Source organism: Streptomyces sp. NBC_01283 (genome assembly GCF_041435335.1).
Classification (GTDB): Bacteria; Actinomycetota; Actinomycetes; order Streptomycetales; family Streptomycetaceae; genus Streptomyces.
Genome location: NZ_CP108430.1, coordinates 7,534,919 through 7,547,536, shown reverse-complemented (window position 1 = coordinate 7,547,536; position 12,618 = coordinate 7,534,919). Strand labels below are relative to the sequence as shown.

Sequence of the window (12,618 nt, the reverse complement as noted above, 5' to 3'; positions counted from 1 at the left end):
ACGTACTTGATCAGCCCTGAAGGACTGCGTTCACGTTCTCGTGGCTCAGTGGCCGCATGCCCATGCCGCCGTGGACGTCGCCCCGGCCGCCTGGGAGCGCAGTGCGCGTACCGCCGCCGCCGGGTCCTCCGCGCCGTACACCGCGGAGCCCGCCACGAAGACGTCGGCGCCGGCCTCGGCGCAGCGCTCGATGGTCGAGGCCGAGACCCCGCCGTCGACCTGGAGCCAGAGTTCGAGGCCGTGCTTGCTGATCAGCTCACGGGTACGGCGGATCTTCGGAAGCATGATGTCGAGGAAGGACTGGCCCCCGAACCCCGGCTCGACGGTCATGATCAGCAGCATGTCGAGCTCGGGGAGCAGATCCTCGTACGGCTCGATGGGCGTCGCGGGCTTCAGCGCCATGGAGGCGCGGGCGCCCTTGGCGCGGATCTCACGGGCAAGACGGACGGGCGCCGCGGCCGCCTCCGCGTGGAAGGTGACCGATCCGGCGCCCGCCTCGACGTACTGCGGGGCCCAGCGATCGACGTCCTCGATCATCAGATGGCAGTCCAGCGGCGTGTCCGTCGCCCGGGCGAGCGACTCTACGACCGGCACCCCCAGGGTGAGGTTAGGGACGAAGTGGTTGTCCATGACGTCGACATGGAGCCAGTCGGCGCCTTCCACCGCCCTTGCCTCCTCGGCAAGACGGGCGAAATCCGCGGACAGGATGCTGGGGTTGATCTGCACGGCCATGCCCCAAGACTGCCATGTCCCGCGCTCGTTGCCCTCCGCGGTCCGCAGCGTGAGCCAACCGGCTCCTCTGACCATGGACCGCGTGCCATGCTGGGCGGTCCACCGGCACCACGTGGGGCAGCGGGGGTAGCCATGCCAGACGAACGGTCGGACGGACAGCGCGAGGCGGGCCGCGGCGTGGCCCGGCTCGTGTGCGGGCGGCGCACCAAGTGGCTTGTGGTGCTGTTCTGGCTGGTGGTGATCATCGCCGCGGCACCGCTCGCCCAGAAGCTCACGGACGCCCAGGACAACCAGGCCTCGTCCTGGCTGCCGGGCTCAGCGGAATCCACCCAAGTCCTGGACATCTCCGAGGAGTTCAGGCCCGAGCAGATTCCCGCGATCATCGTGTACGACCGCGAGGACGGACTGACCCTCGCGGACCGGGCGCGGATCGCCAAGGACGTCAGGGAGCTCAAGGAGCTGCGCGCCCATGGCGTGCGGGGCCAGGAGACCCGCGGGCCCGTCTTCGACGCGAAGCGGCCCGCCGACGCCCAGGCGGCGCAGGTCTTCGTGCCCATCACCATGGACGAGAAGGGCTGGGAGCGGATCGCGCCGGCCGTCGACTCGATGCGTGACGTGGTGGGCGGGACCGGTGAGAAGGCGGAAGGGCTCGCGGTGCACGTCACCGGGCCCGGCGGTACCTCGGCGGACTTCTCCGAGGCGTTCGAGGGCATCGACTCGACGCTGCTCCTCGCCGCGGCCGGCGTGGTCGTCGTGATCCTCCTGATCACCTACCGCAGCCCGGTTCTCCTGCTCGTCCCGCTGCTCTCGGTGATCGTCTCCCTCTTCACCGCGCAGGCGCTGATCTACCTCCTGGCGGAGCACGCGGGCCTGACGGTCAACGGCCAGAGCGCGGGCATCCTGACGGTCCTCGTCTTCGGGGCGGGGACGGACTATGCCCTGCTCCTGGTCGCTCGCTACCGCGAAGAGCTGCGCCGCCACGAGGACCGGCACGAGGCGATGCAGCTCGCCCTGCACCGGGCGGGCCCCGCGGTCATCGCGTCGGGCGCCACGGTCGTGGTCAGCATGCTGGTGCTGCTCACCGCCGACATGAACTCGACGCGGGGCCTGGGGCCGGTGGCCGCGATCGGCGTCGCGGTCGCCCTGCTGGTGATGATGTCGCTGTTCCCCGCCCTCCTGGTGGTCTGCGGCCGGTGGCTCTTCTGGCCGCTGATCCCGCACAACGGTTCGGACGAGCCCACCGAGCGCGGTGTCTGGGCCCGCACGGGCCGCCGTATCGCCCACCGCCCGCGCCTGACCTGGAGCGTCACCGCGGTGGCCCTCGCGGCGCTGGCCCTTGGCCTGACGCAGCTGCGCGCCGAGGGGCTCAGCAACGCGGACTCATTCACGGACAAGCCGGACTCGATCGTGGGCCAGGAGGTGCAGGCGGAGTACTTCCCCGCGGGCAGCGGTGACCCACTGGTGGTCGTGGCGAACACGGCCCAGGGCGACCAGGTCCGCAGAGTGGTCGCGCGGACCCGCGGCGTGGACCGGACGAGCGTCGCCGTACCGCCGGGGACGAAGGCGGAGTCCGGGGGCCGGGTCCTGTTCGAGGCGACTGTGACCGACCCCTCCGACAGCGAGGCGGCCAAGCAGACCGTGGAGCGGGTGCGCGAAGCGGTGCACGCGGTGCCCGACGCGGACGCGCAGGTGGGCGGCGGCACGGCCGCCCTCCTGGACATGGACCGCGCCACGACCCACGACAACAAGCTGGTGATCCCGCTCGTCCTCGTGGTCGTCCTGCTGATCCTGACCGTGCTGCTGCGCGCCCTGATCGCGCCGCTGCTCCTGATCGCGACGGTGGTGCTCTCGTTCTCCGCCGCGCTCGGCATCAGCGCGCTCGCCTTCCACCACCTCTTCGACTACGCGGGCGAGTCCACGGACTTCCCGCTCTTCGTCTTCGTGTTCCTGGTGGCACTCGGCATCGACTACAACATCTTCCTGTCGACCCGCATCCGTGAGGAAGCGGGCCGACAGGGCACCCGTGCGGGCGTGCTCACGGGCCTCGCCGCGACCGGCGCGGTCATCACGTCGGCGGGCCTGGTCCTCGCGGGCACCTTCGCCGCGCTCGGCACGCTCCCGATGGTGGCGTTCGCCGAGATCGGCTTCGCGGTCGCGCTCGGCGTCCTGCTCGACACCTTCGTCGTACGGTCCGTCCTGGTCACCGCGTTGTTCCTGGACGTGGGGCCGAAGGTGTGGTGGCCGCACGCCCTGAGCAAGGACCCCGCCGCCCGTACGCCCTCGACCGTGGTGGCGGGCAAGGGCACCGGAAAGGAGACGGGAGCGGAGTCAGGCAGTCCGCCGGATCAGCGCTAGGTACATCGCGTCCGTGCCGTGCAGATGCGGCCACAGCTGGACGTCGGGCCCGTCACCGAGCGCCGGTACGTCCTGCATCAGCGGCCGGGCGTCGATGAGCTCGGCACCCGGGTGCTGCTTGAGCACGTCGTCGACGACGGCACGCGTCTCCGCGAGATGCGGTGAACAGGTGGCGTACCCGACGACGCCTCCGACCCGCACGGACTCCAACGCGGTACGCAGCAGCCCCCGTTGCAGCGGCGCGAAGCCGTCCAGATCCTCGGGGCGGCGGCGCCAGCGGGCCTCGGGGCGACGGCGCAGGGCGCCGAGTCCCGTGCAGGGCACGTCCATCAGGACACGGTCGAAGGTGCCGGGCTGCCACGGCGGCCGGGTGCCGTCGGCGGCGATGACCTCGTACGGTCCCGGGTTGCCCCGCAGTGCCTGGGCGACGAGGCGGGCCCGGTGCGGCTGCTTCTCGGCGGCGAGCAGGACGGCGCCCCGCTGCGAGGCGAGACCGGCGAGCATGGCGGCCTTGCCGCCGGGGCCCGCGCATCCGTCGAGCCACCTCTCGTCGCGCCCCTCCACCGGGGCGTTCGCGAGTGCGATCGCGACGAGCTGGCTGCCCTCGTCCTGGACCCCGGCGCGGCCTTCGCGCACGGCCTCGATCGACCCGGGCTCGCCGCCTTCGCTGAGCCGCACGGCATACGGCGACCAGCGACCCGGCAGCGCGGACTCCTCGCCGACCGCGTCCAGGAGCTCATCGGCGGTGGTGCGTCCCGGCCGGGCCACGAGGGTCACCTCGGGCCGCTCGTTGTCGGCCTCCAGGAGGTCCTCGATGCCAGCACGGCCGCCGCCGAGCGCGTCCCAGAGCGCCGAGACGACCCAGCGGGGGTGCGAGTGGACGACGGCGAGATGGTCCTCGGCATCGTCGTCGTAGGGCGGCGCGACCTTCTCCACCCAGGTGTCGAGATCGTCGGCGGCGACCTTGCGCAGGACCGCGTTGACGAACTTGGCCCGCCCGTCACCGAGCACCACGCGCGCCAGCTCCACGGAGGCGGAGACGGCGGCGTGCGTCGGGATGCGCGTGCCGAGCAACTGGTGCACGCCCATGTTCAGGACGTCGAGCACCGGCGGGTCGACCTCGCGCAGCGGCCGGTCGATGCAGGCCGCCACGATCGCGTCGTACGTTCCCTGCCTGCGCAGCGTCCCGTAGACCAGCTCGGTGGCGAGCGCCGCGTCACGCGCGTCGAACTTCTCGGGCCCCTCCTTCTCGCGGGCCTTGCGCAGCAGCGGCGGCAGGACGAGGTTCGCGTAGGCATCACGCTCGTCCACGGCACGCAGCGCCTCGAAGGCGAGGAAACGGACGGGGTCCTTCTTGGGACGGCGGTGCGGCTTGCCGGGCTTACCGGACTTGGCCTGCTGCTGGGGACGCCGGCCGGGCTGGTCGTTCAAAGGTGCTCCGCTAGTGGATGGGGGTTGAACCTATTCAGCGTACGTCGGTTGCCCCGACCAGCTCACCCGGGGCGATCCGCACCCCGCGCGCCCAGTCGGCGCCGCGCATCGGCTTCTTGCCCTGCGGCTGGACCCAGAGCAGCTCCACGGCGTGCGAGCCGGAGCCGACGTACACATTGTTCTTGGCGGCCGCGAGCTCGCCGGGCGCGAGGTCCGTGCGGTCCGCGACGAGCGCGGCCTGGATGATCTTCAGTCGCTCCCCGCGGAACACCGTCCAGGCGCCGGGCGCGGGGGTGCAGCCGCGCACGACACGGTCGACGCGGAGGGCCGGGGCGGCCCAGTCCACCTGGGCGTCCTCGACAGTGATCTTCGGGGCGAGAGTGATGCCGTCGGCGGGCTGCGGTACGGCCTTCAGGGAGCCGTCCTCGATGCCGTCCATGGTGGCGGCGAGCAGCCCGGAGCCCGCGAAGGCGAGGCGGGTGAGCAGGTCACCGCTGGTGTCGGTGGCGCGGACGACCTCGGTGACGGTGCCGTACACGGGCCCGGAGTCGAGCCCCTGCTCGATCAGGAAGGTGGAGGCGCCGGTGATCTCGTCCCCCGCCATCACGGCGTGCTGCACGGGCGCGGCTCCGCGCCAGGCGGGCAGCAGCGAGAAGTGCAGGTTGACCCACCCGTGGGCCGGGACATCCAGCGCGACCTTGGGCAGCAGAGCGCCATAGGCGACGACCGGGCAGCAGTCGGGCGCGATCGCACGCAGCCGCGCAAGGAAGTCCTCGTCGCGCGGCTTCACCGGCTTGAGCACCTCGATCCCGGCCTCCTCCGCGCGCTGGGCGACGGGGCTCGCGATCAGTCTGCGGCCACGGCCCGCGGGGGCGTCGGGCCGGGTGACGACGGCGGCCACCTCGTGCCGGTCGGAGGCGATCAGGGCGTCCAGGGCGGGGACGGCGACCTCGGGGGTGCCTGCGAAGACGAGCTTCATCGGTGGCTGTCGGCCTCTCGGAACGAAAAGATGCGGGAAGCACACCAGTCTATGAGCCGTGGGGGTGGGGCGCGCTCCGCGGGGCACAAGCACGGGGGGGTGGGCACGGAGGCGTAAGCACGGGCCGCGCTTCATGCGGCGCCTTCCGTCAGGCCGTTCGCCCCGTGCGGTCATACCGCGTACGGCTCTCCCGGGGGCGTACGTGTGGCCGCGCGCCCTGCGCATATGCGCACACGCCCCCGAAGCGTGACCCCACACGAACTAGCGCGTTGGTCAAGAAAGAGTTGACCACAACGGGCCGCGATGGCGGCCCGATCCTTTTCAACGCCGGTTCGAGAGGCTTGTTCATGGCCGACCACGCAACCCACGACGCCCAGGCACGGGCCAGCCTGCACCTCCTGGTTCGGGACATCGAGCGGGTCCGCCGGCAGGTGGACGCACTGCGTACCCTCACCGCCCAGCTCGGCAACGTCTACCGCCCGCGCCGCTCCAGCCCCTCCGCGGGCTTCGTCGTGTACGGGCGTGCCCCTGCCCCGACCGTCCGCCTCGCCCAGGAACTCCGGGACAGCGTGGAGACGCTGGTGACCGCCGCGGTGGACTTCGACCGCTCGCTGGGCTTTTCGTGGGACGCGGTGGGCTCGGCCCTCGGGGTCACCAAGCAGGCGGTGCACCGCCGTTACGGCGCCCGCCGGGCCACGACGCAGGCCGCTGCGGAAGCGGAGCGCGCCACGGAGACGGTGCCCGTCCCCACGACCGCCCGCCCCCCGGTCCCGGTCGGCGCCCCTCTGCCCTCGGTGCCCGCGGCGCGCGCGATGCCGACCCAGCCCACGGCAGGCAGCCCCGCCCTCCGCGAAGAGCCCCGCCCCAGCATCTTCCCGAGCCCACGCAACGGCTGAGCACGACGGCTGAGCACGACAACTCGGCGGCTGTCCTACCGGTTTCCCCGGTGCGGGCAGCCGCCGTCGTTTTTGAGCAGCAGGCGCCGGCCCCCGGAGAGGCAGGCACTGCACGAAAGGGCGGCCTAGCCGATGTCCAGTGGGTCGACCCGGATCCGTACAGGCTCCCCGGCCCCCCGGGCCATCCGCGCGGCCTGAGCCGCCTTCAGCGCGGCGGCAAGCGCCGCGCCGCTGCCCGGCGGCACCCGGACCAGCACCCGCTCCCACCGCTCCCCGGCCGGCGCCGCCCCCGCCCGGCGCGCGGGGCCGGGCCCCGCGTCCGGCACGGGAACGGGCCCCAACACCACCGCGTCCCCCGGAAGTTCGGCCGCCGCGAGGAACTCGGTGAGCGCCTCCGAGGTGCCCGCCACGGAGGCCATCCGCGACACGGGCGGAAACCCCAGCTCGGCCCGCTCGGAGAGCTCCCGCACCGCATGCCCCACGGGATCCCACCGCACAAGGGCCTGCACGGGCCGCAGGGTCGGCTCGGCGACGACCACCACGGTGCCGCCCGCCCCTTGGGGCCGCACCAGGGCGGAGGCCCCGATCCACCGCCGCAGCGCTTCCTCCCCGGCCCGCAGATCGGGCCGCCCCAGCATGGCCCACCCGTCGAGCAGCAGGGCAGCGGCGTAGCCGCCCTCGGCGACGGGCTCCGCCCCCGGTGTACTCACCACCAGCGCGGGCGCCCCCGGCACGGTGTCGAGAACCTGCTCCCGCCCCGACGTCCGCACCGGCACCGCGGGAAACGCCCGCCCCAACTCCTCGGCCGTACGCCGCGCCCCGACCACCTGCGCCCGCAGCCGGAAACCCCCGCACTCCCCGCAGTGCCAGGCGCCTTCGGCCACCCCGCACCAGCCGCACCACAGCCCGCCGCCGTCCCGCGCCTCCAACGGCCCCGCACAGTGCCGGCACCGCGCGGGCTGCCGGCACCTGTCGCAGGCGAGCCGGGGCACGTACCCCCGACGCGGCACCTGGACCAGCACGGGCCCGTGCTTCAGCCCCTCCCGCACCACGTTCCAGGCAAGGGTCGGAAGCCGCGCGGCCCGGGCGGCCTCGTCCCGGGCAAGGTCTCCGTCCCCCACGGTCCGTACGAGCGGCGCGGCCCCCCGCACCTGCTCGCGATCGGCGACCAACGGCGCCGCCCACCCGCTCTCCACCAGCTGCGCGGCCTCAACCGTGCAACTCCAACTCCCCAGCAGAAAGCCGCACTTGTCCCGCGAGGCACGCAGCTCAAGCACCTCACGGACATGCGGAAAGGGAGCGTTGTCATCACTGTGGCTGGCATCGCCGTCGTCCCAGATCACGACGAGCCCGAGATTCCGTACGGGGGCGAACATGGCGGCCCGGGTGCCCACGACGGCCCGCACGGCACCGCGCCGCACGGAGAGCCACTCCCGATACCGCCGCTCCTGCCCCACGTCAGCGGTGAGCAGGGCATGCTGGCCCGCCCCCATGAGCTGGGTCAGGGCCGCATCGACCCTCGCAGCGGGCCGCCCGGCGGGCACGACGACCAGGGCCCCCCGCCCCGACGCCAGAGTCGCCTGCACGGCCCGCGCGATCTCCTCGGCCCACTCGGGCCCGGGAAGGGCGGTCCACACGGCCCGCGGCGCACCCCCCGAGGCCAGCGCCCCGAGGAACTCCGCCCCATGTCCGTACCGCCGCCAGGACCCCGCGTCAGGTGCGGCCGGAGGCGCCGGAGTCTCCCCCGTCGCCCGGGCCTCGGCCCGAGCGTGCCGAGGCGGAACGGCCAGCTGCAGCACGTCGGCGAGGCTGCCCGCGTACCGATCGGCCACGGCCCGGGCAAGCCCGAGCAACTCCCCCTCAAGCACGGGCTCGGGCGAGACGACCTGCGCGAGCGCGGCCAGCGGCCCGGAGTAGTCCGACTCGGCGACCCGCTCCACGAGGAACCCGTCGATCAGCCCCCCGCCCTCACGCCGCCCACTGCGCACGTTCCGCGTCCCGGCCCCGAACCGCACCCGCACCCGCACCCCGGGCTGCGCCTGCTCGTCCAGCTCCTCGGGCACCGCGTAGTCGAAGTACCGGTCAAGATGCAGCACACCCTTGTCCACCAGCACCCGGGCCACGGGCAGACTCTTCGCCAACGCGGCCCCCCGCCACGTCCGAGGCTTGGCCCGCGGCACCTCGGCCTTCCGCACAGCCTCCCGAATAAGCGCAAGCTGCTCCGGAGGCTCGGCCCCGCCGCCCCCCTCAGACCTCTGGTTCTCGCTGCTCACAGCAGCATTCCTACCAGACCCCACTGACACGGCCACGAGCCCGATATCCCCCGCGGCACGACGAAGCCCGGCACCCCCACCAGAGGGGCTCCGGGCTTCGTCGGAACTCGCTGAGCGAGGCGTGCTTACAGCCCCGCAGCCTTCCGCAACGCGTCCACCCGGTCCGTCCGCTCCCACGTGAAGTCGGGGATCGCGCGGCCGAAGTGGCCGTACGCGGCGGTCTGGGCGTAGATCGGGCGCAGCAGGTCCAGGTCGCGGATGATCGCGGCCGGGCGGAGGTCGAAGACCTCGGCGATGGCGGCCTCGATCTTGTCGGTGTCGACCGTGGCCGTGCCGAAGGTCTCCACGAACAGGCCCACCGGCTCGGCCTTGCCGATCGCGTAGGCGACCTGGACCTCGCAGCGGGCCGCGAGGCCGGCGGCGACGACGTTCTTGGCGACCCAGCGCATCGCGTACGCGGCCGAGCGGTCGACCTTGGACGGGTCCTTGCCGGAGAAGGCGCCGCCGCCGTGGCGGGCCATGCCGCCGTACGTGTCGATGATGATCTTGCGGCCGGTGAGGCCGGCGTCGCCCATCGGGCCGCCGATCTCGAAGCGGCCGGTCGGGTTGACCAGGAGGCGGTAGCCGTCGGTCTCCAGCTTGATGCCGTCCTCGAGGAGCGCCTTCAGCTCGGGCTCGACGACGAACTCGCGGATGTCGGGGGCCAGGAGCGAGTCCAGGTCGATGTCCGAGGCGTGCTGGGAGGAGACGACCACCGTGTCGAGGCGGACGGCCTTGTCGCCGTCGTACTCGATGGTGACCTGGGTCTTGCCGTCGGGGCGCAGGTACGGGATGGTCCCGTTCTTGCGGACCTCGGAGAGGCGGCGCGAGAGACGGTGCGCGAGGTGGATCGGGAGCGGCATCAGCTCCGGCGTCTCGTCGCAGGCGTAGCCGAACATCAGGCCCTGGTCGCCCGCGCCCTGCTTGTCGAGCTCATCCTCATCACCCTCGACACGCTTCTCGTACGCCGTGTCGACGCCCTGAGCGATGTCGGGGGACTGCGAGCCGATGGACACCGAGACGCCGCAGGAGGCGCCGTCGAAGCCCTTCTTCGAGGAGTCGTAGCCGATCTCGAGGATCTTGTCGCGCACCAGCTGCGCGATCGGCGCGTACGCCTTGGTCGTGACCTCGCCGGCCACGTGCACCAGGCCGGTGGTGATCAACGTCTCCACGGCGACCCGGGATTTCGGGTCCTCCCGCAGGAGCGCGTCGAGAATGGTGTCGCTGATCTGGTCAGCGATCTTGTCGGGGTGACCCTCGGTCACGGACTCCGAGGTGAAGAGACGGCGGGACACATCGCTCCCTGTGGTTGCAGCGGCTGCTGGCTGATCATTGGTGGACGGCCGGGAGCTGCGCCCGGCGTCGTCCGAGACCAGTTTATCGGTCACACTCGGCCGCCGGACCACGTGTCTCGCCACTTGGGAGTGCTGTGACCTGCGGCACTGCATTGTGCGGTACGACGATCGGTCTCCACCAGAGGGCCTCACGCCCGAATTTCCCGGGTTTGAGGCGCCCAGTGGGTCGATTGTGCCATTTGAGGCCAGGTTTACACCCCTGTTTTGCTGTCGTTTCGACAGGGGGATTCTTCTAGGGGCAGCCCCTGTTCTCTTCAGGAATTCTTCGGCAGCCGTTCGGCGACGAGATCCCAGACCGTGTCCGCGAGCGCTTCCTTGGGGCCGTAGGGAACGGGCGTCTCACTGCCGTCGGCGCCGAGCACGACCGCCTCGTTCTCCTCGGAGCCGAACGTCTTGCGCTCGCCGACCTCGTTGACGACGAGCAGGTCACAGCCCTTGCGCTCCAGTTTGGCGCGGCCGTTGGCGAGCACGTCGTCGGTCTCCGCGGCGAAGCCGACGACGACCTGGCCGGGGCGCGGCCTCTCGGCAGCGATCCCGGCGAGCTCGGCGAGGATGTCGGGGTTGCGGACCAGGGCGATCGGGGCCGGCTCCTGGCCGTCCTTTTTCTTGATCTTTCCTGCCGCGTACGTCTCGGGGCGGAAATCGGCCACGGCCGCGGCCATCACCACGGCGTCGGCGTCCGCGGACGCCTTCAGGGCCGCCTCGCGGAGCTGGACGGCGGTTCCGACGTGCACGATGTCGACGCCCGCCGGGTCCGGCAGCGCCGCGTTCGCCGACAGGAGCGTGACGCGGGCACCCCGCGCCGCCGCACTGCGGGCCAGCGCGTACCCCTGCTTGCCGGAGGAGCGGTTGCCCAGGAAGCGGACCGGGTCGAGCGGCTCGCGCGTCCCGCCCGCGCTGACGACGACGTGCCGCCCCGCGAGGTCGCGGTCCAGGTCTCCGCGCGCCAGGACACGGCGTACGACCTCGAAGAGCTCCACCGGGTCGGGGAAGCGGCCCTTGCCCGTGTCCACGCCCGTGAGGCGGCCGACGGCGGGCTCGACGACGAGGGCGCCGCGGCGGCGCAGCGTGGCGACGTTCTCCTGGGTGGCCGGGTGCTCCCACATCTCCGTGTGCATGGCGGGCGCGAAGATCACCGGACAGCGGGCGGTGAGGAGCGTGTTCGTCAGGAGGTCGCCGGCGAGGCCGTGGGCCGCCTTGGCCATCATGTCGGCCGTCGCCGGGGCGACGATCACGACGTCGGCGGACTGGCCGATCCGGACGTGCGGCACCTCGTGGACGGAGTCCCACACCTCGGTCGAGACCGGGTTGCCGGACAGCGCCGACCAGGTGGCCGCGCCCACGAAGTGCAGCGCGGAATCGGTCGGCACGACGCGCACGTCATGGCCCGACTCGGTCAGCCGCCGCAGCAGCTCACAGGCCTTGTACGCGGCGATTCCGCCGCTGACCCCCAGAACGACCTTGGGCTTGCCCACCGTGCCTCCCCGCACTTCTGATCCCCGCATTCGGGGACGTACGACTCCATGACACACCACAGGCCCGGCAGTCGCGCTGCCGGGCCTGTGCTGAAGAACTGCAAGAAAAGAACTGCGACTACTGGGCCGGGCCCTCGATGGCCTCGGACGTCAGCAGACCCGCGTTGATCTCGCGGAGCGCGATCGAGAGCGGCTTCTCGTGGACGTGGGTGTCCACCAGCGGGCCGACGTACTCCAGCAGGCCCTCACCGAGCTGCGAGTAGTACGCGTTGATCTGGCGCGCGCGCTTGGCGGCGTAGATCACGAGGCTGTACTTCGAGTCGGTCGCTTCGAGGAGCTCATCAATCGGCGGGTTGATGATGCCCTCGGGCGCAGTGATGGAAGAGGACACTCTCTGCCTTCCGATGGGGATTGGCCTTCGAATGGGGAATGAAGGTCAATCCGGGTTACTGAGGATGAAGAAGATCAAACAACTTTCATCAAGGCTAGCAGCTCACGCGCTACATCCTCGACGGAGGTATTGACCAGGGTCGTATCGAACTCGGCCTCGGCGGCCAGTTCGATCTTTGCCGCGCCGAGCCTGCGCTCGATCACCTCGGGCGCCTCGGTCCCCCGGCCGGTGAGCCTGCGGACCAGCTCTTCCCAGCTCGGCGGGGCGAGGAACACCAGCTGAGCCTCGGACATCGACTCGCGGACCAGGCGCGCGCCCTGCAGATCGATCTCCAGGAGGACGGGCTCGCCCGCCTCCAGGCGCTTGAGGACGGCACCCCGTGGAGTGCCGTAGCGGTTGCCCGCGAACTCGGCCCACTCCAGAAGCTCGCCGTTGGCGATCAGCTTGTCCATCTCATCGTCGGAGACGAAGAAGTAATGAACGCCGTCCTTCTCGCCGGGGCGCGGCTTCCGGGTGGTGGCCGAGACCGAGAGCCAGACCTCGGGGTGTTCTTTGCGCATATGAGCGACGACCGTGCTCTTGCCGACCCCGGAAGGGCCGGAGAGCACGGTCAGCCGCGGACGTACGTCCGGGGGCACGGGGGTCGTCCCCCGGGATGTTGCAGCCATGCAGCGATTATCCAGGTTCTCAGG

Annotated in this window: 10 protein-coding genes; 2 read left to right on the top strand and 8 right to left on the bottom strand. The window is 71.9% G+C overall.

The window, feature by feature from the left end:
• Positions 1-45 precede the first annotated feature (45 nt).
• Positions 46-732, bottom strand: coding sequence for a ribulose-phosphate 3-epimerase (gene rpe, locus OG302_RS34270; protein WP_371530302.1), 687 nt, complete (start codon positions 730-732; stop codon positions 46-48).
• A gap of 132 nt (positions 733-864) precedes the next feature.
• On the opposite strand from rpe, the gene OG302_RS34265 reads away from it, so the two are divergent.
• The gene (locus OG302_RS34265) at positions 865-3,087 is read left to right on the top strand and encodes an MMPL family transporter (RefSeq protein WP_371530301.1); all 2,223 of its coding nucleotides are present in this window, start codon (positions 865-867) and stop codon (positions 3,085-3,087) included.
• On the opposite strand, the gene OG302_RS34260 is transcribed toward OG302_RS34265, so the two are convergent.
• The gene (locus OG302_RS34260; RefSeq protein ID WP_371530300.1) at positions 3,061-4,518 is read right to left on the bottom strand and encodes an RsmB/NOP family class I SAM-dependent RNA methyltransferase; all 1,458 of its coding nucleotides are present in this window, start codon (positions 4,516-4,518) and stop codon (positions 3,061-3,063) included. The two genes, OG302_RS34265 and OG302_RS34260, sit on opposite strands and share 27 nt — an antisense overlap.
• 34 nt (positions 4,519-4,552) lie before the next feature.
• A complete protein-coding gene (gene fmt, locus OG302_RS34255) occupies positions 4,553-5,497 on the bottom strand; it encodes a methionyl-tRNA formyltransferase (protein ID WP_371530299.1) in 945 nt (314 codons plus the stop codon).
• Positions 5,498-5,844: 347 nt separating this feature from the next.
• On the opposite strand from fmt, the gene OG302_RS34250 reads away from it, so the two are divergent.
• The gene (locus OG302_RS34250; RefSeq protein WP_371530298.1) at positions 5,845-6,393 is read left to right on the top strand and encodes a hypothetical protein; all 549 of its coding nucleotides are present in this window, start codon (positions 5,845-5,847) and stop codon (positions 6,391-6,393) included.
• Positions 6,394-6,518: 125 nt separating this feature from the next.
• Here OG302_RS34250 and OG302_RS34245 read toward each other — a convergent pair whose 3' ends face one another.
• The 5 genes from OG302_RS34245 to gmk all read right to left on the bottom strand — a co-directional run bounded on the left by OG302_RS34245 (position 6,519) and on the right by gmk (position 12,594).
• Positions 6,519-8,666 (bottom strand): primosomal protein N', encoded by a 2,148-nt coding sequence (locus OG302_RS34245; protein WP_371530297.1) that lies wholly within the window; start codon positions 8,664-8,666, stop codon positions 6,519-6,521.
• 125 nt (positions 8,667-8,791) lie between these two features.
• Complete coding sequence (gene metK / locus OG302_RS34240) at positions 8,792-10,000, bottom strand: methionine adenosyltransferase (protein WP_371530296.1); 1,209 nt, start codon at positions 9,998-10,000, stop codon at positions 8,792-8,794.
• A gap of 314 nt (positions 10,001-10,314) precedes the next feature.
• Positions 10,315-11,535, bottom strand: coding sequence for a bifunctional phosphopantothenoylcysteine decarboxylase/phosphopantothenate--cysteine ligase CoaBC (gene coaBC, locus OG302_RS34235; RefSeq protein WP_371530295.1), 1,221 nt, complete (start codon positions 11,533-11,535; stop codon positions 10,315-10,317).
• 118 nt (positions 11,536-11,653) lie between these two features.
• A complete protein-coding gene (rpoZ, locus tag OG302_RS34230; RefSeq protein WP_005319902.1) occupies positions 11,654-11,926 on the bottom strand; it encodes a DNA-directed RNA polymerase subunit omega in 273 nt (90 codons plus the stop codon).
• A 74-nt stretch (positions 11,927-12,000) separates the two neighbouring features.
• Positions 12,001-12,594, bottom strand: a complete 594-nt coding sequence (gene gmk / locus OG302_RS34225; RefSeq protein WP_361834569.1) for a guanylate kinase — start codon at positions 12,592-12,594, stop codon at positions 12,001-12,003.
• Positions 12,595-12,618: the final 24 nt, after the last annotated feature.

What these genes read in the sequence shown, in the direction of transcription:
- rpe (WP_371530302.1), bottom strand. Translation starts at nt 732, where the DNA reads ATGGCCGTGCAGATCAACCCCAGCATCCTGTCCGCGGATTTCGCCCGT.
- OG302_RS34265 (WP_371530301.1), top strand. Translation starts at nt 865, where the DNA reads ATGCCAGACGAACGGTCGGACGGACAGCGCGAGGCGGGCCGCGGCGTG.
- fmt (WP_371530299.1), bottom strand. Translation starts at nt 5,497, where the DNA reads ATGAAGCTCGTCTTCGCAGGCACCCCCGAGGTCGCCGTCCCCGCCCTG.
- OG302_RS34250 (WP_371530298.1), top strand. Translation starts at nt 5,845, where the DNA reads ATGGCCGACCACGCAACCCACGACGCCCAGGCACGGGCCAGCCTGCAC.
- gmk (WP_361834569.1), bottom strand. Translation starts at nt 12,594, where the DNA reads ATGGCTGCAACATCCCGGGGGACGACCCCCGTGCCCCCGGACGTACGT.